General features: G+C 43.1%; 13 protein-coding genes. All 13 read left to right on the forward strand.

Annotated elements, in window-relative coordinates; translation table 11 throughout:
- The first annotated feature begins 1 nt into the window (after position 1).
- The 13 genes from GX654_03225 to GX654_03285 all read left to right on the forward strand — a co-directional run bounded on the left by GX654_03225 (position 2) and on the right by GX654_03285 (position 23643).
- On the forward strand, positions 2–3064 hold the full coding sequence (locus GX654_03225) for an efflux RND transporter permease subunit (protein ID NLD35857.1): 3063 nt from the start codon (positions 2–4) through the stop codon (positions 3062–3064).
- Positions 3061–7821, forward strand: coding sequence for an ATP-binding cassette domain-containing protein (locus GX654_03230; protein NLD35858.1), 4761 nt, complete (start codon positions 3061–3063; stop codon positions 7819–7821). Before GX654_03225 ends, GX654_03230 begins: the two co-directional genes overlap by 4 nt.
- Positions 7822–8007: 186 nt before the next feature.
- Entirely contained in the window at positions 8008–8703 is a 696-nt protein-coding gene (locus GX654_03235) for a hypothetical protein (GenBank protein NLD35859.1), read from the forward strand.
- Between the two features lie 168 nt (positions 8704–8871).
- On the forward strand, positions 8872–10521 hold the full coding sequence (locus tag GX654_03240; protein NLD35860.1) for a TolC family protein: 1650 nt from the start codon (positions 8872–8874) through the stop codon (positions 10519–10521).
- Positions 10522–10802: 281 nt separating this feature from the next.
- Complete coding sequence (locus GX654_03245; GenBank protein NLD35861.1) at positions 10803–11594, forward strand: arylamine N-acetyltransferase; 792 nt, start codon at positions 10803–10805, stop codon at positions 11592–11594.
- Positions 11594–13075, forward strand: a complete 1482-nt coding sequence (locus GX654_03250; protein ID NLD35862.1) for a radical SAM protein — start codon at positions 11594–11596, stop codon at positions 13073–13075. The genes GX654_03245 and GX654_03250 overlap by 1 nt, the downstream gene beginning before the upstream one ends.
- Positions 13076–13175: 100 nt before the next feature.
- The gene (locus GX654_03255; GenBank protein NLD35863.1) at positions 13176–14678 is read left to right on the forward strand and encodes a sigma 54-interacting transcriptional regulator; all 1503 of its coding nucleotides are present in this window, start codon (positions 13176–13178) and stop codon (positions 14676–14678) included.
- A gap of 47 nt (positions 14679–14725) precedes the next feature.
- Complete coding sequence (locus GX654_03260; GenBank protein NLD35864.1) at positions 14726–18112, forward strand: DEAD/DEAH box helicase family protein; 3387 nt, start codon at positions 14726–14728, stop codon at positions 18110–18112.
- Between the two features lie 23 nt (positions 18113–18135).
- Entirely contained in the window at positions 18136–19644 is a 1509-nt protein-coding gene (locus tag GX654_03265) for an N-6 DNA methylase (protein NLD35865.1), read from the forward strand.
- Positions 19644–20750, forward strand: a complete 1107-nt coding sequence (locus GX654_03270) for a restriction endonuclease subunit S (GenBank protein NLD35866.1) — start codon at positions 19644–19646, stop codon at positions 20748–20750. The genes GX654_03265 and GX654_03270 overlap by 1 nt, the downstream gene beginning before the upstream one ends.
- 84 nt (positions 20751–20834) lie before the next feature.
- Positions 20835–22169 (forward strand): cold shock domain-containing protein, encoded by a 1335-nt coding sequence (locus tag GX654_03275; GenBank protein NLD35867.1) that lies wholly within the window; start codon positions 20835–20837, stop codon positions 22167–22169.
- Between the two features lie 54 nt (positions 22170–22223).
- Positions 22224–23261, forward strand: coding sequence for a hypothetical protein (locus tag GX654_03280; protein ID NLD35868.1), 1038 nt, complete (start codon positions 22224–22226; stop codon positions 23259–23261).
- Positions 23233–23643, forward strand: coding sequence for a type II toxin-antitoxin system RnlB family antitoxin (locus GX654_03285; GenBank protein ID NLD35869.1), 411 nt, complete (start codon positions 23233–23235; stop codon positions 23641–23643). The genes GX654_03280 and GX654_03285 overlap by 29 nt, the downstream gene beginning before the upstream one ends.
- Positions 23644–23884 lie beyond the last annotated feature (241 nt).

The following is a 23884-nucleotide window of genomic DNA, read 5'->3' on the forward strand; positions in this document are numbered from 1 at the left end:
CATGTTAGCTCTAGCACGATTCGCAACAAGGCGTCCGGTGGCTGTAACAGTGGTTGCGGCAGCCATTATCATGCTCGGATGGATATCACTTAAAGGTCTCCCCCTTGATCTTTTGCCTGATATCCAGAGCCCTACCATACTTGTCTCTGTAAAATCAGGTGACAGGCCCCCCACAGAAATGGAGAGGCTCTATGGCAAACAGGTGGAGCAGAGGCTCTTTACTGTAAAGGGAATAAGGTCAATAAACCAGGTAGCCAGGGCGGGAAACCTCATTGCCCGTGTCACATTTGAATGGGATGCGGATATGGATATGGCCCTTGTGGATATCCAGAAGGCTATTACCCCCATCTCATCGGATGAAGATGTGGATGAGGTGGTTGTACGGAGGCAGGACCCGCGTGAACTCCCGGTCATCACGATAGGTCTTGTGGCAAAGGGGGAGCTTCCCGGTCTTACAGAGCTGAAAAAGATAGCTGAAAGGATGGTCGCTCCGGCCCTTGAGCAACTCGAAGGGGTGGCAGAGGTAAGGGTAACCGGCGGCAGGGAGGAGGAGGTAAGGATTGTTGTGGACCGCTACCTGATGGAGGCCCACTCAATAACAATGGCCGAGCTTGAAAGCCGTATCAGGTCAGCCAATATTGATATTAATGCGGGAACCCTTGAAGAGGGAGAGACTGTATATCTTGTAAGGGGTTTGTCCCGGTTCAATAATACGGATGATATTGCCCGTGTTGTAATCAAGTATGACAGGGATGCAGGCGAAAAACCCATACCGGTGAGGGTCGGTGATATCGGCAGGGTCATGATTACTGACAGGGATATCCGTGACCTGGTTCTTGTAAATGGCAAAGAGGGTATAAGCCTTTCAATATACAAGGAGGCAGGGGCCAATACAGTAAAGGTGTCGCGCAATGTGAAGGATGCCCTCAAAAACCTGAACAGGGAGCTTAAGGGCATGGAGTTCAGCATGGTCAGTGATGAGGCCGCCCTGGTTGAAGATGCGATAAATGATGTTGAAAGCGCCGCTGTTATCGGTATCTTTCTTGCGGTAATTGTGCTCTGGTTTTTTTTAAGGTCATTCAGTTCAACCGTGATAGTGGCATCCGCAGTGCCGGTCTCTCTCATGGCAACCCTCTTTGCAATGCATTTTTTCGGACACAGCCTTAACCTTATGACCCTCGGAGGCATGGCCCTTGGGGCAGGCATGCTTGTGGATAATGCCATTGTGGTAATAGAGAGTATCTTTCGAAGAAGGGAGGCAGGAGATACCCCCTATGATGCCGCCTCAAAGGGGGCAGCGGTTGTTGCGGGGGCAATTGTCTCCAGCACCCTTACCACCTGTGTGGTATTTCTGCCTGTGCTTTTTATAAAGGGGCTTGCCGCAAGGCTTGTATCCGGCATATCCTTTACAGTCATAGTCTCTCTTGTCTCATCCCTCGGGGTGGCGGTCTTTCTGATACCGGCCCTGGCAAAATGGTTTTTACCAAAGGATGCCACAAAGGAGGTAAACCCCGGAAAGGGAAAGATAGAATCTGTTGTCTCACGCCTGCTTGAACGGCCATACCTTGTGCTTACTATCAGCATATTACTTGTGGCGGGCTCACTATTTGCCCTTGCGGGGCTTAAAAGCGAGCTGATGGCGCCCGGAGACCCAAGGCAGTTTTCCATACGTATAACAGGAGCTCCCGGGCAGAGGGTGGCCGCTACAAAAAATATGGTATCTGTTGTGGAAGATATAATACGTAAGGCCGCAGGGGATGACCTTAAGGTAATACTCTCCGAGGTGGGTAGACTCCCTGATGACGCAAATTTTATACGTGAAGAGCAGACAGGAGAAAACAGCGCCAGGATACTCATAAACCTCAGAACAGATGGCAGGACAGCAGGCCAGGTGGTTAGAGCCGCATCACCCATGATGTCGGGGCTTCATAATATGGAGGTTACATGGGAACTGGGCACATCGGCCATAGCAAGGGCGATTGGCAATACCGGCCCGCCCATACAGGTTGAGATATCGGGCCAGTCTGTTGATGAGCTGAGGAGGGCCACAGGGGAGGTGCTTGAAAATTTAAAGAGAGTGCCTGAGCTCTGGAATATCCGCTCATCCTTTGAGGGCGGCGCGCCTGAGCTTCATGTAATACTTAACCGCACCCTGTGTGACGGCCTTGGGGTTGACATAGAGATGGTTTCGCGGGTGATAGAGGCTGCCCTTGATGGAAAGGTAGTGACCAGGATGACAACTGGTGATGAGGAGAGGGATGTTGTCTTGAGGGTTGAACATGGCGCAGGGTTTGATCTTGAATCCATACCATTTACCACCTCAAGGGGTGAAAGGCTTACCATCGGGGATATTGCTGATTTTGTAAAGGCAGAGGGTGCGCTTGAGATATTCAGGAGAGATCAGAAAAGGGTCGCAATGGTAAGCGCAAGGATCATGGAGGGGGTGGATTATCCGCAGGCAAGGGATGCCGCCTACTCGGTTATTAAAAATATGGAGCCCGGCCCGGGTTTAAGCATGAGGCTTATCGGAGAAGAGGAGGAGAGGGCCAAGACCTTTTCCGAGCTCGAGTGGGCAGGCATAATGGCTGTTATTCTTGTGTTCATGGTGCTGGCAGGCACCTTTGAATCCTTTCTTCACCCGTTTACAGTGCTTTCCGCTATCCCCTTTGCACTTATAGGGGTTGCCGCTGTCCTTGTGCCGGGAGGAAGACCCATAGGGATCATGGAGGCATTAGGGCTTATTGTGCTCACAGGTATTGCTGTGAATGATGCAATACTTATGGTTCAGACAGCCCGTCAGCTTGTTAATGAGGGTCTTGAACGGAAACCGGCTCTGGCTAGGGCTGCATCGATCAGGCTGAGACCCGTTATAATGACATCCTCAACCACAATATTAGCCCTTCTTCCCCTTGCGCTGGGCATAGGTGAAGCGGCCCAGCTCAGGGCCCCTATGGCCATTACAATTATCGGGGGCATTGCCGCTTCCACGCTCGCCTCCCTCTTTGTAATACCATGCCTCTATCTGGTACTCGACAAACTGCATATCAAAAGGGCCAGGGCATGAACTGGTATAGCATACCTGTAAAAAGGCCTGTGGCCACGGCCATGTTTTTCTGCGCTATCCTGCTCCTGGGCATAATAGGGTGGCTGAGGATCCCTGTTGAGCTTATCCCTGACATTGAGGGAGACAGCATCCATATTGAATTCGGAAGGGTGAACAGCGAGCCTGAGGTGGTTGAGCGCGAAATCCTTATCCCCCTTCAGGAGAAGGCCTCCACACTTGAGGGTATAAAGGAGACATTCGGCAGAATCAGCGGGTCAAACGGCTCACTGGATATTAATTTTAAGCCGGGCACGAACATTAAGATAAGGCAGCTTGATCTCCAGCGTATAGCAGCGGAGCTTAACAGGGAGCAGCCAAGGGGATCATACATAAGCGTCGGCGGTCAGGACTTTTCCATGATAAGCCGGATCGTCATGAGCATACAGGTCATTGGCGGTGATGATACAGACAGCCTGAGGAGTTTTGTCGAGGAGAATATAGAGTCACGCATTGCAGCGGTAAATGGCGTAGCCAGGGTCTTTGTGATGGGCGGCGCACCTGAAGAGATAACCATAAGGGTTGACCCTGATAAATGCTCTGCACTGGGCATATCACCACAGGAGGTGTCAACAACCCTTTCACGATCTGTTCAGAGGCTAAAATTTCTGGGGGGGCTTGAAGATAGTTCAATGCGAACCCCTGTTATACTGGATGGCAGGCCCAGAGGTGTGTATGAACTGGGTGAGTTAAGGATAAATCCTGAAAGGGCGGTGCTCATACGCCATGTAGCCGATGTCTCAAAGGGTACAGGCAGAAATGAGAGCATATACCGTGTAAACAGCAAACCATCCGTGGCCCTCCTGGTATTCAAGGAAGAGGGGGCAAATCTGGTTGCTCTGGGTAAAGATATAAGGGGGCGTCTTGCAGAGCTTAAAAGGGAATTCCAGCCATACGGCATTGATTTTTTAACAGGGTTTGATGCGGCAAAGACAGTTGAAAAGCAGATAGACCGCTTAAAGAAACTTGCTTTGAGCGGGTTTATTATCTCCCTTGTTATACTCTTCCTTTATATAAAAAGGTTCAGGGCGCTTACAGTCGTGGCGGTTGCAGTGCCTGTCAGCCTCCTCTCTTCCATGGCCTTTCTCTATACAGGCGGATATACGCTAAATCTTATAACACTTATCGGGCTTGCTGTGGGCGTGGGCATGCTTGTTGATAACAGCATTGTTGTCTATGAGGCGGTTCAGCGGAGGCTTGAAAGGGGGGTTGACCCTGACCGGGCCGCAGGAGATGGCATACGGATAACCTTCAAGGCCATACTTGCTGCCACAGCGACAAACGCAGTTGTATTCCTGCCCGTTTTCTTTCTTGTGGAGAGCGCCATGCTGAGGGGGGTGATGAAGTTTTTAGCCGCTGCCATACTTATCCCCATGGGGTCATCGCTCCTTGTTGCAACGGGTCTTGTCCCCCTTTTAAGCAGGAAATTTGCCGCGCCTGCTGCAATGGATCAGCTTAAAAGAGTAAAAAAACGCAGGGAGCTCTATGCAGGGCTTCCTCTGCCTGACAGATGGCGTGACCTCTTTACTGGGCTTTTAAAGAATTCCATGAGGAATCCTGCTGCATGGATCACCATGATAGCAGCAGCGGTAATATTTACAGTGATTGTGGGTCTGCCCTGGGTCACTTTAGGCACAGGAAACCAGGAGGCAAGGGAAGCGGAGGAGATACAGCTCTCTATTGATGTGCCTCCAGGGGATTCCCTTGAATCAATAAGCAGGGATATCTATTCTCTTGAACAGGTGGCCCTTAAGATAGAGGGGGTTGAATCTGTTGAGAGCATGATTCAGGAAAAAAACAGCACCCTTACCATCAGGCTTGTTGAAAAGGGGTTGCGCCCCCCTGAGCTTACAGCCCCCTTTGTGAGAGGTAAGATTAATAATGCTGCCAGCAGGCTCAAAGGATTTACTGTCAGGTCAGAAAGCACAGCCGGACAGGGCAGGGGCAGGCAGGGTTCCGGCGCTGCCACACTTATGGGTCAGGGACAATCGGAGGTTGTACTTTCAGGCCCTGACTCAAAAAAACTGATGGATATTGCAGTCGCATTAAAGGAGCGTCTTGAGTCAGTCCCTGATATCGGGGAGCATGGGGTGCAGATATCATCAACACCCGGTCAGGATGAGATACACATAATCCCTGATCACAGGATACTGAACAGCCTTGGGCTCTTCTCTGATCAGGTATTTATCATGCTGAGGCTGGCGCTCTCCAGGGAAGGCACACAGATGAGCGCAGGCACAATAGAGGCAGAGGGAAAAGAGATACCGATTGTCATCAGGAGCACTAAAACAGGGACAGTCAACCTGAGCCAGAGGATGGAAGGGCTCAGGATAAATACCTCTGCCGGTGTCATAACACTCGGGTACATATCTGATGCCCGAAAGATGCCTCCCCCGAATGTGATAGAGCACCGCAATGGGAGGCGGGAGATGAGGGTAATGTATTCACTCAAGGCGGGCGCCCCATCCACAGGGCCGGCCCGCGAGGCGCTGGATGATGAGATCCTGAGCATGATAGAGTCTGTGCCTGTGCCTGAGGGTTATATAATTGACCCCTCTGAGAATAACGAGACAGCGAGCATGGCAAGGCGTATCCTTATTCCTATAGCGCTTCTGCTCTTCGCGGTACTTGCCATTACATTTGAATCCCTTACAATGCCCCTCCTTGTAATGCTTGCAGCCCCGCTTACCATAATCGGGGCAATATGGGCGCTCTGTTTTGCGGGAATGCCCCTCTTCAGCCCCATGGCTATCGCCGGCGTTGTTGTGCTCATGGGGATCATGGTAAACCCTGCCATACTTCTTGTGGACAGGATGCAGACGAGGGTGCTTGGAAGCGGTTGGTCAGCAGGGGCTGCGGCCCTCGCAGCGGTGAGAGAAAGGTCAAGGCCGGTATTGATGACAACGGCCACTACCATAGCAGGCCTTTGGCCCCTTGCAATCTCTACAGGCACTGAGAATGAGATGTGGCCACCTTTCGCGGTCGTGATCATGGGGGGGCTTGTCACCTCAGGTCTCCTCATTCTTCTGGTTATCCCCATAGGGTTTGTCTTCTTAAGCCGGATAGACAGGATATTCGGGAGGCTCGGGCCATGGATAACTGTAGCATGGATATGTGCTACAACTATTGTCATGACGCCTCTTATATATTTTGAACAGATAACCAGTATGACATGGCAGATAACCACAACCATACTGATTGCATCGGTGTTCCTGGGTATATTTGTACTCATCTTCCGCAAACCTGAGCTGCCTCAACCCTCTGAAGGTGTTGAGGTGGAGGTAAAATATATTCACAAGATATATGGCAGGCCCGGACCAATAGGTAAGGCCATCAGGGCAGGGGAGCATTTTACCTTAAAGGTGCTTAACCGCGGAGGAAAGCCATTTTTACCTCATGATGTTATCCAGCCAATGATAACAGTTATAGTGCTTCTTATGGGGGTGTCATATCTTGCCTTTTCATTAAGCACTATTTTCTGGCGTCTCATCTTTTCATTTGCCGGGGCTGTCTTACTCATAAGGCTGCTCTCACTGATACGAAAACTGCGTGGCAGATGTGATGAAAAGGGGAATGCGTTACCGGGCGGGATTGAAAACATGCTCGCTACCATTATCCCCTGGGGTGTCCTCTTGCTGAACGGGCTTTTCTATTATGCTGCGCCTGTGTCTGTTGGTAAGCACCCGCGCATGGCGCTATTCCCCATGCTGCTCATAGCCTTACTGATTATTTTCATTCAGGCAGGCAGAAAGACCGCAAAGGATCTTTCCTCTGGCAGGGTGAAAAAAGGGTTTGAAACAGGTTTTATCTACCGGATGAAGCTCCTCTGGCGAAGTATGTGCAGGCTCATTTTTGGTCTTGATCTGCCAAGGGATGAACATCAGGCCCTTAAGAACATTAACTTCAGGGTAGAAAGGGGCATGATAGGTATACTTGGCCCAAATGGGGCCGGTAAAACAACACTCTTAAGGGCAATAGCAGGCATACTTGAGCCGACTACAGGTGCAATAACACTCGGTGGAGTGCCACTTAAAAAGATCAGGAGGTACCTCGCCAACTGGGTTGGGTATCTGCCCCAGGATTTCGGCCTGCCTAAAAACCTTACAGGCAGGGAATACCTCGAGTACTATGCCCTGTTATACAGGATAGATGAAAAGGATAAGATAATTGAAAGGGTAAATTTCCTCCTTACCGAGGTGGGGCTCGCTGAACAGGCGGATAAACAGATCGGAGATTATTCAGGCGGTATGCGCCAGCGTGTAGCGGTTGCGCGCACACTTTTAAGGCTTCCACCCGTGATTATTGTTGATGAACCTACAGTGGGGCTTGACCCCAAGGAGCGTATAAGATTCCGCAATCTTCTGTCCAGACTGGCGGAGACAAGAATAGTGCTCTTTTCCACCCATGTTGTTGAGGATGTGGCAGTGGCATGTGAGAGGGTTATTGTGCTTTCAAAGGGAGAGAAGCTCTTTGATGGCGAGCCAGGCCTGCTCGCATCTGTAGCTGATGGAAAGACATGGGAGATGCAGATCAGGGAGGGCGAAGAAAACAGGCTGCCGGAGAATGCCATTGTGGTGGATCAGGTGCCAGAGGCCGATGGTTTATACCATATCAGGATACTCTATCATGAGTCCCCGGCCCCTGATGCAAAGGCTGTTTCCCCCAATCTGCAGGATGGGTACCTGGAGCTTGTGGGGACGAGAAGGAAGAGGGTAGTTTAAAAGATGAATGTTGAACATCGAACATTGAACACTCAACGTCGAATGGGACAGGGAATTCAAGGTTCAATGTTCAAAGTTGGACAGTCGATTTTTTAAAGGACATTTTGAAGTTTTTGTTTTTCATTCAAAGTTCGAAGTTGAAAGTTCGATGTTCGACGTTCAGTTTTTTTATTTAGGATTATATATATGCTGATCAAATTTAAAACCTATCTCCAGCTAATGATCTACTCGGGCCGCCTTATGGCAGGCAAGCGGTTCTGGATAGTCATATTTCTGCCCCTTATCTGGCCTGTTTTGAAAGCGCTGTTTGTCGGGATCGGATGGAGTGAAGCAAAATTTAACCCTGCTGACGCACATATGCTTATCTCTTTGCCCCTCTCAGTTGTTGCAATGGGGCTGGGGCTACGCATCATCGCAGGGGAGATAGACAGCAGGACACTTGAGATTGCCTACACGGTGCCCGGCGGGTGTCACCGTGTATGGCTTGCCAAGATAGCAACCTGCCTTTGCCTGCTCTTTGCCAGCGAGGTGCTGCTTGCCCTATTTACAATGATCTTTCTTGTATCTGTTTCAATAGGGACATTCTATGGAGCGCTCCAGGCCGCTATGTTTTACCTTGTCATGGGTATGGGGCTTTCAGCCTTTTTCAGGAGTGAGATAACAGGGGCTATGGCGACTATTGTCTTTTTTGCACTGGGGTTTATGGCCAGTTCAGTCCGCATATCGCCATTTTTTAATCCCCTTGCATTGAGCCCTTCTGAAAAGGCACAGGCGGTTACCTATGCAATTCAGAACAGGATATTTTTTATAATTCTTATTGTGGTTATAACACTGCTCACCTTCCTGCGTGTGGAAAGAAGGGAAAAGATGCTGAGGGATTAAGATTTATTTAAAGTTTTTGATTTTCATTCGAAGTTCAGAGTTCGATGTTGGATGTTCGATGTTTGAAGATGAACGTTGAACATCGAACGTCCAACTTTGAACATCCAATGTTTAATTTTAAATCTGTTGATAACTTGAATCATTTTGTTCTCATGGAGGTATGTTCAAATGTTTAAAAAATTGTCGTTTAAAAAATTGATAACCTTATTTATTACATTTTTAACCTGCATGTTCATGTTCGGGGGCTGCACATATGTGGATAAGATCAAGGAGTTAAACTCAACCCCTGCCATTATGGTCATTCCTGCTGAAAAGGTGCAGCAGATAGATGTGATTGAGCTTAAAAAGGCACCTGAAGAAGAGATTGTGAAGCCGGAAATGGCAGAACCTGAGAAGGCTGAGTATACACTTTCGCTTGAGGAGTGCCGTGCCCTTACACTTGAGAATAATCTTGATCTGAGGGTACAGCTTATTAGCCCGACTATTGAAAAAGAAAATGTAAAACAGGCAGAGGCAAGCAAGTTTGAGGCCACCTTTACCGGTAACACAAGTTATTCTAAAGATAATACCCCGACAGATTCGCTTCTGGTAGGCTCCAGCAGTGAAAGGGTAAGTATCAACCTTGGTGTAGATATCCCCTTAAGCACAGGCGGAACAGTCTCCTTTGATCTGGCCGATAACCTGAATAAGACCAATTCAACATGGGCAACATTGAACCCCTCCTATAATTCAGGTCTCAGCGCCTCCATCAGTCAACCCCTTTTAAAAAATGCAGGCCGCAGGGCATTTACTTACTCTATCCGCCTTGCACAGTATAACAGCTCCATGAACGATCTGAGGACAAAGCTTGGTGCCATGCGTATAATAGCCGATGCAGATAGGGCCTACTGGGGTCTTTATGCAGCAAGAAAGATGCTTGATGTAAGAAAACAGCAGTATGAACTTGCAAAGGCCACACTTGAGGAGACAGAACGTTTTGTTGAGGTGGGCGTAAAACCCAGGATCGAGATAATAAGGACCAAGAGAGATCTTGCAGATAAACTCACAGCAATTATAGATGCAGAAAATATGGTCAGGGAAAGGGAGAGGGATCTTAAACGCATGCTCAATAAAAAAGGGCTTGGTATGGAGACAAAGACTGTCCTGATCCCATCCTCTTTGCCTGACCCTGTGCGTTATGAACTTGACAGAGATAATATGGTAAAAAATGCCCTTGAAAACCGCATGGAACTCCTTGAGCTTGAGCTTCAGCTTGAAATGGACAGCATGACTATAGAGTATAATCGCAACCAGACGCTTCCTGATCTGTCATTTGAGTACAGGTATAATATTGATGGACTTGGGGCTGACAGGAGTGATTCATATGATATGCTTACTGATAATGATTATCATGACCACCAGGTCGGCTTACGTATGAATATACCTATTGGCAATAAAAGGGCCAAAAGCGAACTCAGGAAGTCCATTTATCAGCGTGCAAAAAACCTTTCCTCAAAAGAGAGTAAAGAGGCTGAGATCAAAAACGATGTCTTGAATAAGATAGATAAAGTGGAGGCGAAATGGCAGAGCATACTGGCAAGCAGGCAGAGCACAATACTGTCGGATGAGCAGTACAGGGCGGAAAAACGGCAGTATGAACTGGGGCTTGTGAGCTCAAGGGAGGTCATGGATGCACAGACCAACCTTGCAGCGGCACAGAGTTCAGAGATTACCGCTTTAACAGATTATCAGACAGCCCTTATTGACCTCGCCTATGCCACAGGTACACTCCTTGGCGCAGCAAAGGTAGAGTGGGAGCCGGTTGTACCTGCGGAATAGCGGGGTTTAGAACGATTGATCTCTGTTATTACGATTAATAAATGTAGGGACACCTGTGTGCCTGCCCGGCGATAGTGATTCACATCATCAAATGCCGGGAGGACACGCAGGTCCACCCCTACTTGGGTTAGTAGATATCTCAGTAACAACATCTTTCCCGGTTTAATTAATTTATTCCGTCATGTAAAAGATAGCATTACCCGATTGTATTATTTTAAGGTATAGGCTAATAATATGGACATAATACTGTATATAAGATTGAAAGGAATTTAAGTATTAAGATGACAAATGAATTATTAAACCTGGAAAAATACTTTGAAAGAATAAATTACACAGGCGGCACAAAGGCAACCGAAGAGACACTCCATGATCTTCATATCTGCCACACATTAAATGTGCCATTTGAAAACCTTGATGTTTTTTACAGCATGCCCCCGCTCCTTGATGAATTCTCTCTGTATAATAAGATAGTCCTTAACCGGCGCGGCGGATACTGCTTTGAGATGAATGGAATATTCTCCATTGTCCTTAAAAAGATGGGTTTTAAGGTTACTGATCTCCTTGCTAGGGTCACCATTGACGGTGTGAACTATACCACCAGGACCCACCAGGTGCTCCTTGTGGAAACAGGTAATACAAGGTGGCTCGCTGATGTCGGGTTTGGTAATGACGGCCTGATTGCACCTCTGCATTTAGATATTGAGGGGGGGCAGATTCAGTTTGCCCATGAATACAGGGTGATCAAGGAGACAAGGTTTGGCGGTTACCTGCTCCAGAAAAAGGGAGGGGATACCTTTAACAGCCTCTATGCATTTACTCTGGAGGCATGTTCCCCGGATGATTTTGTAATGTCCAACCATTTTACAGCAACATTCCCCGGCTCATTCTTCAAGATGATGCGCATGTGCACCATGCCAACCAGGGAGGGTCGCATTACCCTCACAGATACCCATTTCAAGGTGGTAAAAAATGGTGATATATCTGAAACAGGTTTAAAAAATGGTGAGTTCCAGCTTTTACTGAAACAGCATTTCAGTCTTGATCTTGACCATGTGAAGACCGTGAAGGAATAATGCTCCTCATTCATCCACCAGTTGCCAAGCCCTGCGAACCCCCTGCGGGTATTGCAAGGCTTGCAGGGGTTATGGGTGATTACCCTGTTACTGTGATTGACGCCAATCTGGATATCATTCTGCGTTCGATGCATGTAGAGATGAATGCTGATGATACATGGACACGAAGGGCAAAAAAAAACCTTGATGCCCATCTTGATTATCTTAAAAAAAATAAACAGTGGAACGTAGACAGATACATAAGAGCAGTGATGGATATTAACCGCCTGCTGGAAAGGTCTGTTCAATCACCAGGCATCAGGGTTAATCTGGGTGATTACCAGGATAAAAACCTATCCCCTGTAAAAAGCATGGATCTTTTACAGGCCGCAGAAACACCTGAAAAGAGCCCGTTTTATCCCTTTTTTAAAGATGCATTTATCCCCCATGATGATGGCCTCATAGGTATATCACTTAATTTTCTGAGCCAGGCCCTCCCTGCCTTTGCCATAACAGGATATTTAAAAAGAGAGTACCCAGGGGTAAAGATCATAATGGGTGGTGGACTTATTACCTCTTGGATGAAAGGCCCTGGCTGGAGAAACCCTTTTAAGGGGCTGGTGGATGAGATGGTGGCAGGTCCCGGAGAGGGCTATCTACGTGGGCTTTTAAATATGGGTATATCTTCAACCCATGTAAGGCCAAGCTATGACCATTTTTCTGCAAATGATTATCTTTCCCCTGGGTTTATTTTACCCTACAGCGCCTCAAGCGGCTGCTGGTGGCAGCGGTGCCGGTTTTGCCCTGAAAGGGCAGAGGGGAATCCTTATAAGCCGATATCTCCTGATGCTGTGCTGGATGATCTCTCGTTGCTCATAGCTAAACACCAACCCTCAATGGTACACATACTTGATAATGCCATCAGCCCTGCCCTGCTAAAACGTATAATAGAACGCCCGCTCAATACACCGTGGTACGGGTTTGTGCGCATAACCGATCATTTTAAAGACGCTGAATTCTGCATGGGGTTAAAGCGGTCAGGGTGTGCCATGCTCAAGATAGGCATAGAATCAGGGGATCAGGGTGTACTTGATGCACTGGATAAGGGGATGAATCTTGAAACAGCATCCATTGCCCTTAAAAACCTGAAGAATGCTGGCATCTCTACCTATCTCTATTTCCTGTTTGGGACACCCCCTGAAGGCATGGAAGAGGCGCAACATACAATGGAATTTGTAAAGCATCATCATGAGTATATAGGGTTTATGAACCTTGCTATATTTAATATGCCAGTGAGCAGCCCTGATGCAGTTAAATACGCCACAGGTGAATTCTATGAAGGAGACCTTTCTCTCTATTCAAGCTTTAAACACCCGAAGGGGTGGGACAGGGGAAAGGTAAGGGCGTTCCTTGATAATGAATTCAGAAAAGACCCGGGTATAAGGGAGATTGTAAAAAGGAACCCGCCGTTTTTTACATCCAATCATGCGGCATTTTTCTAATACCTCTTGAAAGTTAAACACATCATGTTTTTTACCTGCTATAGTGAAAACGATATAAAAAACATTGTACTCCTATAAAATATTTTGTATTAATCAATGCATGATCAAAACATTAACAAGCTGGATTGGATTTACTGATATAAGGGCATCCAAAGGAGAAGGAAAGGATGGTTATGGCCCTATCTGCCAGACAATCCAGGCAAGAGAATTTGATGAGATTAATCTGATCAGTGATCTTCCTTCAGAAGATACACAAAAATATATCTCATGGCTTAAATCATTTACACAAACTCCGATAATCCTGCATACAGAGAATTTAACCAGCCCCACAAATTTTGGAGAAATATATGAGGCTGTAACAAGGGTTATCAAGGACGTTCAAACACGAAAGGGGAAAGATGTTTCTTTATCTTTTCACTTAAGCCCCGGCACACCGGCGATGGCTGCTGTATGGATAATCCTTGCCAAAACACGTTTTCCTGCGGAGCTAATAGAATCTTCACAGCAGGAAGGAGTAAAAACAGCATCCATTCCCTTTGATATATCAGCAGAATTTATTCCTGAATTATTACGAAAACCGGATAACCAGCTTGAAAAATTAGCTGAAGGACTTCAACCTGATGCCCCAGAGTTCTCACATCTGATACATAGAAGTCAAGTAATGAAACGGATTGTTTTAAAAGCACAGCGGGTTGCTCCCCGTTCAGTACCAGTGCTCATAGAAGGTGAATCCGGAACTGGCAAAGAACTTCTTGCCAGAGCAATTCACCAAGCGAGTGCAAGGAGTGAAGGCCCATTTATTCCTGTTAACTGCGGAGCTATTCCTGATGAACTGGTTGAAACAGAACTCTTTGGTCATGAGAAAGGGGCTTTCACCGGGGCTGATAAATTAAGAATAGGATATTTTGAAGCTTCACAGGGTGGCACACTTTTCCTTGATGAGATTGGTGAGTTACCTATTCATGTCCAGGTAAAACTTTTAAGAGCCCTTCAGGAAAAAGAAATATACCGTGTTGGTTCCACAAAACCCATCTCATTTGATGCAAGAATAATATCTGCCACCAACCGTGATCTTTTACACGAAATAAAAGAAAAAAGATTCAGGGAAGATTTGTTTTACAGAATCGCAGTTGCGATCATTAAAATTCCGCCATTAAGAGAGCGAAGTGGAGATGTCAGCCTAATAATTGATTACCTTCTTAAACAGATAAATAAGGAAAGCGAAAACGAACCTGGGTATAAACATAAGAAAATTTCTGCCGGAGCTAAAAACCTTATGCTTCAATATGCCTGGCCTGGAAATGTCAGAGAGCTGCAAAATACTATTATGAGGGCAGCAATCTGGTCAGGTGAAGAGAATATCAGCCAGGAGGATATTAAGGAAGCCATGATCCCGATATCTCTTTCGAGTGGAGATGATCTACTGAATATGTCAATAAAGGATGGTGTTAACCTTCCGGAAATAATGGGAAAAGTTGCGCAGCATTATTTGAGAAAGGCCATGGATGAAGCCAATGGTAATAAGACAAAGGCAGCACAGCTTGTAGGGTTACCTAACTACCAGACATTTACCAACTGGCTACAGAAGCATAATCTAATTTGATACCTGGCACGGCAGTTGCTATATAGCCGGATATGAACGGAATTATTATGAAGTCAATAAATTTTGAGTTTCTTCGTGATAGATGGCCCGAGCTCTCAAGTCTTGGTGGCTTTGCAGAGAGGTATGCCTGGCCTGACCCTGAAAGTGCGTTTGTTAAACTCCGTTCATTTATAGAGACAATGATCCATAGGTTTTATGAAATAAATAGCATTACTTTACCTGAACCTGTTTCATTGCACGGGTTGCTTTCCAACAATGATTTTAAAAATGCGGTTCCAAAGGCAGTTCTTAATGCCCTGCATAATATCCGGCTGGCAGGGAACAAGGCCGCCCATGGAGAGACAAGTTCACGTTTTAATTTATTGGATACTCTGAAAGATGCATTCTATCTTGGATGCTGGTTTTTTATAATAAATGGCGGAAAACAGAACGACTGCCCCGATTATATCCAACCGGAAAAACCGGTTGATATTTACAAAAAATCAGAAGAACTGAAAGAGCAGAAAAGAAAAATTCAGGAGGAGCTTGCGTCAAAAGAGTTAGAGATGCAGGAGCTTCTAGACCACCTCGAAGCTGCATGGTCTCAAGCAAGTGCAACTAAAAAGAAGGTTGAAGAACTTGAAGCCATCCTTAACAAAGGGACAGCGGTTGCAGATGCGCTTGGATTTGATGAGGCAACAACTAGAAAGAGATTGATTGATAATGAGCTTGCTATTGCTGGATGGAATGTTGGTACTAATGGTGAAAACACACAAGAAGTTACCCAGGAAGAAGAAGTTTCCAACCAGCCTACCTCAAGCGGAACGGGGTATGCAGATTATGTATTATGGGATGATAATGGTTTGCCCCTGGCTGTTATTGAGGCGAAAAAGACATCGAAAAATGCACAAATAGGACAGGAACAGGCCAGGCTCTATGCTGATGGGCTGGAAAAACAGTATGGTCAGCACCCTGTAATATTCTATACAAATGGCTTTGATATCTTTATCTGGGATGATGCTCAGAATTATCCTCCCAGGCAGTTATATGGATATTATTCAAAAGACAGTCTTCAAAATCTTTTATATCAAAGAAAAAACAGGCTCCCATTAAACCTCTTTTCTCCCAAAAGAGAAATAGTTGATCGTATGTACCAGATAGAAGCAATCAAAAGAGTTACTGAAAAATATACTAATAAGCGCAGAAAAGCTCTGCTTGTTCAGGCTACAGGCACAGGTAAAACCCGTGTGGCAATAGCCCTTACAGAGATGCTATATCGCGCCCACTGGATAATGAGAGTCCTTTTTTTATGTGACCGCAAGGAGTTAAGGAAACAAGCTAAAAATGTTTTTAATGAGTTTCTCAATGAACCTATGACTGTGGTTACAGCAGATACCGCTAATGACCGGAACAAAAGGATATATCTTGCCACTTATCCGGCTATGAAGAGGATATATGATAAATTTGATACCGGCTTTTTTGACCTGATAATTGCAGATGAATCACACCGAAGCATCTATAACCGTTATCAAGATATGTTCCGCTACTTTGACTGCTATCAAATCGGACTCACCGCCACTCCTGTGGATTTTATATCAAGAAACACCTTTAAAATGTTCGACTGTGAGGATAGAACACCAACAGCCTATTATTCCCTTGATAACGCAATAGAAGAAAACTATCTGGTACCGTTTGAAGTTTATGAGCACACAACCAGATTTTTAAGGGAAGGTATTAAGTACAAGGAGCTTACAAAAGAGCAGATAAGGCAGCTTGAGGAAAATGGCGAAGACCCAGAACTGTTTAACTTTGAAAACCAGCAGATAGATAAACAGATATTCAACCGGGATACCAACAGGATGATTATAAGGAATCTGATGGAGAACGGAATCAGGGATGAAACCGGACAACATCCCGGTAAATCAATCATATTTGCCAGAAACCATAATCATGCGGTACTGCTGGCAGAGGTGTTCAATGAGTTATATCCGCAATATGGCGGCAGATTCTGCAGGATAATCGACAATTATGACACGCGTGCAGAGCAGCTCATAGACGATTTCAAGGCTGCAAAAGAAAGCTACCCTATGATAGCCATATCTGTAGATATGCTGGATACAGGTATTGATGTGCCTGAAGTGGTAAACCTTGTTTTTGCCAAACCGGTAAAGTCTATGGTCAAGTTCGAGCAGATGATAGGTCGTGGTACAAGACTGTGTTCTGATCTTTTTGGCCCCGGTATTAACAAGGCCAATTTCAGAATATTTGATCATTGGAGGAACTTTAATTTTTTTGATAGACATTACAAAAAATCAGAACCTTCTGTAAGCAAATCCATTATGGAGCAATTGTTTGAAGCACGTATTGGGTTGTGTAGAACCGCTTTGAATAATGGTGAAACAGAAGGCTTTAACCTTATAGTGCCTTTAATCCGGCAAGACATAGAGATGCTTTCAGAAGATACAATAAGTGTAAGAGAAAAATGGCGTGAAAAACGTACCATGTCAAAAATGGAAATACTCCAGCAATTCTCACCTGCAACAGAGCAGAGTCTTAGAAGAGAGATCGCCCCCTTAATGAAGTGGGTAGATATACATGGTCACACAGAAGCATACCGCTTTGATCTGCTTATAGCTGAAATCCAGGCAGAGCTATTACGAAAATCAGGAAGGTTTTCAGACCTCAAGGATAAAATGTTGGACTGGGTAAGCCGCCTGCAAATGCACTTAAACCCTGTCCGGGAAAAGGTTGCAACTATTAATATGGTAAAAGGCAACAGCTTCTGGGATACTCCTTCAGTAATAGGCTTTGAAAAAGTGCGGGAAGAACTTCGTGGAATCATGAAATATACCGAAAAACAGACATGGGAACCAGCGACACACAAGCATATAGATATCTCTGACACAGATGAAGAATACAGACGGATACCATCAACATTCAGGTTTTCAGATATGCCCGGATTCAGACAAAAGGTTATGGAGGCATTAAGGCTCTTTGATGAAAATGAAACACTTAAAAAGATAAAGGCCGGAAAACCTGTTACAAAATCCGATCTTTCGGCATTAACGTCTCTTGTGCTTACAGGGAATCCGAGCGTGGAACAGGATGTTCTAAAAGAATTTTTTGAAACAGCGGGCCCACTTGATTATGCAATAAGGGGCATTATAGGGATGGATGCGGATGCGGTAAATGAAAGATTTCTTGAATTTATTTCTGCATATCCTTCACTGAAGGCTTCGCAGATCAGTTTTCTTAATCTACTTAAAAACCACATAAGCAGATATGGTTCCATCGAAATAGAGCAGCTTTATGAGCCACCATTTACAACTCTTCACACGGATGGGCTTGATGGTGTATTTGATGATGAAAACATGGTGGAAAAACTTTTAAATATAATCAGTACTTTTCAGCCTAAAGCATATATACCGGGAGAAAGGTCGTATGGTATTAACTGAAAAGCTTAAGGAGTTTTACATAAATGATTACAGGCGAATTACGAAACCAGATAGATAAATTATGGACAGAATTCTGGACCGGAGGAATTGCCAACCCTCTAATGGTCATTGAGCAGATATCCTTTCTTATGTTTGCCAGGCTTCTGGATATAAGAGAAACAAGAGAAGAGAAAAAGGCAATTCGCACACAAAAACCTTTTAATCGTATCTTTCCTGAAGACAAGCAGGATCTGAGATGGTCCCATTTTAACAAAATGACTCCAGCCGAAAGTATGCTCGCTCATGTTAGGGACAAAGTATTTCCCCATTTTAAGGAGGTTGTATTAAACGGCGGTTCCCTGAGTGAATACATGAAAGATGCACAGCTCATGATCCAGAAACCAAACTTGCTTGTTTCTGCGGTAAACATGATAAATAATCTCCCGCTTACAGAAGGTGACACAAAGGGTGATCTTTACGAATATCTCCTGAGTAAACTCACAACAGCCGGTATAAACGGGCAGTTCCGCACTCCAAGGCATATTATAAGAAAAATGGTAGAGATTCTTGATATCACTCCTGAAGACATAGTCGGAGATCCTGCATGTGGTACTGCAGGGTTTCTGATTTCTGCAATGGAATATCTCACAGAAAAGTACACCTCTCAGGAGGCTGTAATTAAAGATGAGGATGGTAACGTGCACTATACCGGTGATAAACTGGTGCCATACCATGATCATATTCAGAAAAACATGTTTAAGGGTTTTGATTTTGATGCAACAATGCTACGCATTGCATCAATGAACCTGTTACTTCATGGAATAAACTCCCCGGATATTCATTATCAGGATACATTGAGTAACAGTTTCCCGGATCGTTACCCTGATTTTGCCAAGGACCATTTTTCAGTAATCCTGGCAAATCCACCCTTTAAGGGGAGTCTTGATTACGAGGATGTACATTCATCTCTTTTAAGCAAGGTAAAAACAAAAAAAACAGAACTCCTTTTTGTGACCCTCATCTTGCGGATGCTAAAGATGGGTGGAAGGTCAGCAACAATTGTACCTGATGGTGTTTTGTTCGGCTCCTCAAAGGCTCACCAGAGTATAAGAAAAACCCTGGTGGATGATAACCAGCTCGAAGCGGTAATATCTCTGCCCTCAGGAGTTTTTAAACCCTACGCAGGAGTATCAACCGCAATTATTGTCTTCACTAAAGGCGGCAGGACAGACAACGTATTTTACTATGATGTGCAGGACGATGGCTTTTCTCTGGATGATAAAAGGATACCCATAGAAGATAATGACCTCCCTGATATGTTGCAAAAATGGCGAAACAAAGATCCAAAAAAGGACATAGACCGGACAAAGAAGCACTTCTTTGTGAATGTGGATGATATAAGAAAAAACAAATATGACCTTTCTATCAACCGTTACAAGAAAACAGTCTATGAAGAGGAGCAATATGATCCACCAAAAGAGATCCTTAGTCGAATGAAAATACTTGAGAATGAGATAATACATGATATTGATGAGTTGGAGAATATGTTGTGATGAAATATCCTCAAAAATCATTACTCGATATTTGCGAAGTGTCTACAGGCAAAAGAGATGCTAATCATGCCTCTATAAATGGGAAGTATCCTTTCTTTACTTGTGCTGAAATACCACTAAAATCAGATACATTTTCATTTAGCGGTGAAGGTATAATACTACCCGGCAATGGAGCGAATGTAGGATTAGTTTTATATTGTAATGGTGATTTTGAAGCCTATCAAAGGACATATGTTTTACACAAATTTAACTCACAAGTGGAACCAAGGTATGTGTATTATCATTTGATTAAAGAGTGGAAAATAAAAAATAGTAATTTCCAATATGGTTCTGCTACGAACTATATTCGAATGCAAAATTTTGAAGATTACAAAATTCTGATACCCCCCCTATTTGAACAGAAGCGTACTGTAAGAATTCTTGAAAAAGCTAATAGCATCCGGCAAAAACGCCAAAGGGTAATAAAACTTGCTGATGATTTTTTAAGATCAGTCTTTCTTGATATGTTCGGCGATCCAGTCAACAATCCTTATAATTGGGATTTAAAAGCTTTTGAAGATCTCGGAACGCTAGCAAGAGGCAAGTCAAAACATAGACCAAGAAATGATCCGAGATTACTAGGTGGACCATATCCACTAATTCAAACTGGGGATATTGCCAATGCGAACCATTATATTAAATCTTATTCAGGAACCTATTCTGAATTGGGATTAAAACAAAGTAAGCTTTGGCCTAAAGGGACATTGTGTATCACAATTGCTGCGAATATAGCAGATACAGCGATTATGACTTTTGATGCTTGCTTTCCCGATAGTGTAGTTGGATTTACACCAAACAGTATGGTTAATACTGAATACATTCATATGTGGCTAAGTTTTTTTCAGAAGATACTTAGAGATCAAGCGCCTGAATCCGCTCAAAAAAATATTAACTTAAAGATATTGTCCGAATTGCAAATGCCTGTTCCACCAAAAGATACCCAGAATAATTTCTCGGAAATCTTTAAAAAAATTGAAAAATTAAAAAAGAAATTATTATCATCTTCAGAGTTAATAGATAATTCCTTTACATCATTAACACAGCGTGCTTTTCGAGGGGATCTGTAAATAAAACTGTTTTATATGCTGTAATAAAAATTAGTTTCATCCGTTTAATTAAATATTTTACACAAAAGATCTGGATTTAAAATCATGATGAACGATATTCCAGAAATAAGGAAAAGAGCTTCTGAACTTAGAAAGACTGAGAACTATACAGAGGCAGCATCTCTCTATGGTGAGTTATGGCTTGATCATAGAGAGGTATGTAATGAATGGGATGGATGGGGTTATGCTACCTGCCTTCGTAAAACCGGTAATTCTGAAATGGCACTGGAAATTTGCCGGGAGGTATATAAGGAGCACCCTAAATTTGAAAAAGGTAACGATCTATATGCCTGGTGTATTTATGATACCGAAATAAAGAAGAGTGACGAAGATATTAAAAAGGATGAAAAGAGCTTCTATAAGGCTGCCAATGCAATCTTGGAACTCACTCAACAAAGCCAGTATTCACCCTATACTAAAACTGTATTTCAGGTTATCGATTACATAACCAAGAACAATGCTTCATATCCGGCAGATAATGTTCTCCAATGGGTGAATAGATTGGATCCAAAATCTTTATCCCATGTCCCATTTTCTTTTAAAGATAAAGAACAAAAAGAAAGAGAGATTCTATCAGACCATGAAAAATATTATACAGTAAAAACCAAAGCTTTGTATATTTATGGTGTTTATCAGGAGTGTATAGACCTTTGCAATGCAGCACTTAAAGAAATCAATAAATTCCATTATAATAACGACATCTGGTTAAAGCGAAGAGTTGCGCTTGCGAAATCAAAGTTAGGGGATAAAGAAAGTGCTTTAACTGAACTGGAATGTATCCTGATTGCAAAAAAAGAATGGTTCATCCAGTATGAATTGGCACAAATTTGCTATGAGATGGGAGATAGAGAAAAGGCGTTAAAGTATTGTGTTGAAGCAGCATTGAATTATGGGAAGGATGAAAACAAATGGGAGCTTTTTCTTTTCATGGCACAAATATTGAAGGATATGGGAGAGCCCGATATTGCAAAGCAGCATTTAGCATTTGCTGTAATAATTAGAGAAGAAAAAGGTTGGAAAATCCCTGAAACTTTGAATAGAATGATTTCAGAATGCGATATCCAAGATATTGGCAGTTTAAAAAGGAAAGAATTATATAGTCAGCTTAAATCATTTTGGGATTTAAAAAAATATTCAGACCTGCCATTAATGAATGGTACAGTAAAAACAATTCTCCCAAATGGAAAAGCAGGATTTATTACTGGCGATGATAAAAATGATTACTATTTTGAGGTTAGTGAATTTAAGGGAAATATAAGAGCATTGAACACAGGGCTGAAAGTTAAGTATAGTATTGCCAATAGCTTTGATAAGAAAAAAAATATAAAAACAAAAAAAGCAATATTAATAAAGGAGATAAAAGAAAACCGATCCGCTTAAAAGTGATCAAATAGTATTCTATTTTCAATAATCTAAAAGGGAAGTTGGAAAAAAATGGATTTTAAAAAACTGAATCTCGATCGTAATAAAATTGATGGAACCATTCAAGAATGCGCAGGCCTGGATGAAAAACCAAAGCCTCAGCAAAAAGGCAATGGCTATCATTATACTATTATGAAAAATGGCAAAGAAGTTAAATTTATTATCTACTTAAATGGCGATGGGACAACAACTTTAACCCCTGCTGGAAAAAATACAGTCCTTTCTATCGAGATCTTAGAATTTATTGTTGGAAGATGTTTAATAACAGAAAAGAAACACTTTGAATTATCTTTTAAAAGTGTTCCGGACGAAAATTTTGACCAGTTACTGGCTTTTTTATGTGAAGACAGAAATGCTGAAGTTGTAAATGACGATGTCAGAACAAATCAGAGAATTATAAAAATAAAAAGCCAGTTTAGCGATGAAATAACACTTACATATTACAGTAATAAAACAGTCCTTGTTCAGGGTAAACCGCTAAGTTTATACGTGGATGTAAAATTGTTTTTTTATGAAACACTTTCTCTAGAAGAAGTCGTCGAAAAAGAATCCGAGGAATATAATATTGATATAAAGGTTAATGATATCCGCCATGAATTCGTGCAATTAATGCCAAATGCCTACCCTTATTTAGAGGAAAAGGTAATTAAAGTAATAACGCCTTCACTATCACTATTAAAACTGAATATTCAATTAGAGGATTATTCTTCTTTTGTTTTCCCTGTTTTAAAAGGGCTGGAAGGTTATATCAAGCAAATACTTAGAGACAAAGGAAGTGATAATAGTGTCAGATTTGTAAGTAGTTTAGGGTGCCTATTCAAGCCAAGAATTGATGAATTGCAAGACTTCGCAAAATTAGATATTGCTTGTGACAAGACATGCGAAGTAATAGAAAAGTCATATTCTTATTGGAAGTCAAAAAGACATCCTTATTTCCACATGGATAGGCATATAGAGATGACACCCATTCTATATAAGAAAGAAGATGCTGAAGCGATTGTTTATGAGACATTGACCCTTATTGAAGAAACATATTCAAAAATTATCTAATATGAAAAATTATTATAAAATAAAAAAAACGAACTTTAAACAATACCCCTACATTGTTTTTTCAACCTGTTATATCAACCCCATGGATCAAAAAGAGGATATTGAAAAAGAACTGAAGAAAAATAAAGTGCAAGGGAAGATTCTTTTTGATCTGCTACTTTCACATGGGAACACACCAGATCGTTTTTTTGAGGCAATATTTGATGGTTACGAGATTCTTGAAGATAGTATAAAAAACATTGTGATAGTACCTGATAAAATAAAAGATATAGCTGCTGACTTTTACTATATAAAACAAGAATTTTTAGAAAATAGTGTCCTTTCAAATACCCAAAAGTTTTTAATAAGAAATAAAACGCCACTTAAGAGTTCCACAATTTAATCTGAGTTCTTTAAATCGAAACCCCCTATAATTTTTATTTTCTATAAAAATATTTATCTTATAATAAATTATTTTATTTAATAAATGCTATAAAAGAAAATAAGATTTCTATTTTCTAACCCGACTTTCGCTATTGGGCATGTTTAAAAAAATAAGTAATTGAAAATATGAAGTATTTTTTAGCAGAGGTTAAAAAGTCTTCACTACAGAGACATTTAGCCCTTGTGATAGCTCAGGTGGA

The sequence above is a fragment of the Desulfatiglans sp. genome (assembly GCA_012513605.1).
Classification (GTDB): domain Bacteria; phylum Desulfobacterota; class DSM-4660; order Desulfatiglandales; family HGW-15; genus JAAZBV01.

What these genes read in the sequence shown, in the direction of transcription:
- GX654_03230 (NLD35858.1), top strand. Translation starts at nt 3,061, where the DNA reads ATGAACTGGTATAGCATACCTGTAAAAAGGCCTGTGGCCACGGCCATG.
- GX654_03240 (NLD35860.1), top strand. Translation starts at nt 8,872, where the DNA reads ATGTTTAAAAAATTGTCGTTTAAAAAATTGATAACCTTATTTATTACA.
- GX654_03275 (NLD35867.1), top strand. Translation starts at nt 20,835, where the DNA reads ATGATGAACGATATTCCAGAAATAAGGAAAAGAGCTTCTGAACTTAGA.
- GX654_03225 (NLD35857.1), top strand. Translation starts at nt 2, where the DNA reads ATGTTAGCTCTAGCACGATTCGCAACAAGGCGTCCGGTGGCTGTAACA.
- GX654_03250 (NLD35862.1), top strand. Translation starts at nt 11,594, where the DNA reads ATGCTCCTCATTCATCCACCAGTTGCCAAGCCCTGCGAACCCCCTGCG.
- GX654_03265 (NLD35865.1), top strand. Translation starts at nt 18,136, where the DNA reads ATGATTACAGGCGAATTACGAAACCAGATAGATAAATTATGGACAGAA.
- GX654_03270 (NLD35866.1), top strand. Translation starts at nt 19,644, where the DNA reads ATGAAATATCCTCAAAAATCATTACTCGATATTTGCGAAGTGTCTACA.
- GX654_03255 (NLD35863.1), top strand. Translation starts at nt 13,176, where the DNA reads ATGATCAAAACATTAACAAGCTGGATTGGATTTACTGATATAAGGGCA.
- GX654_03235 (NLD35859.1), top strand. Translation starts at nt 8,008, where the DNA reads ATGCTGATCAAATTTAAAACCTATCTCCAGCTAATGATCTACTCGGGC.
- GX654_03260 (NLD35864.1), top strand. Translation starts at nt 14,726, where the DNA reads ATGAAGTCAATAAATTTTGAGTTTCTTCGTGATAGATGGCCCGAGCTC.
- GX654_03245 (NLD35861.1), top strand. Translation starts at nt 10,803, where the DNA reads ATGACAAATGAATTATTAAACCTGGAAAAATACTTTGAAAGAATAAAT.
- GX654_03280 (NLD35868.1), top strand. Translation starts at nt 22,224, where the DNA reads ATGGATTTTAAAAAACTGAATCTCGATCGTAATAAAATTGATGGAACC.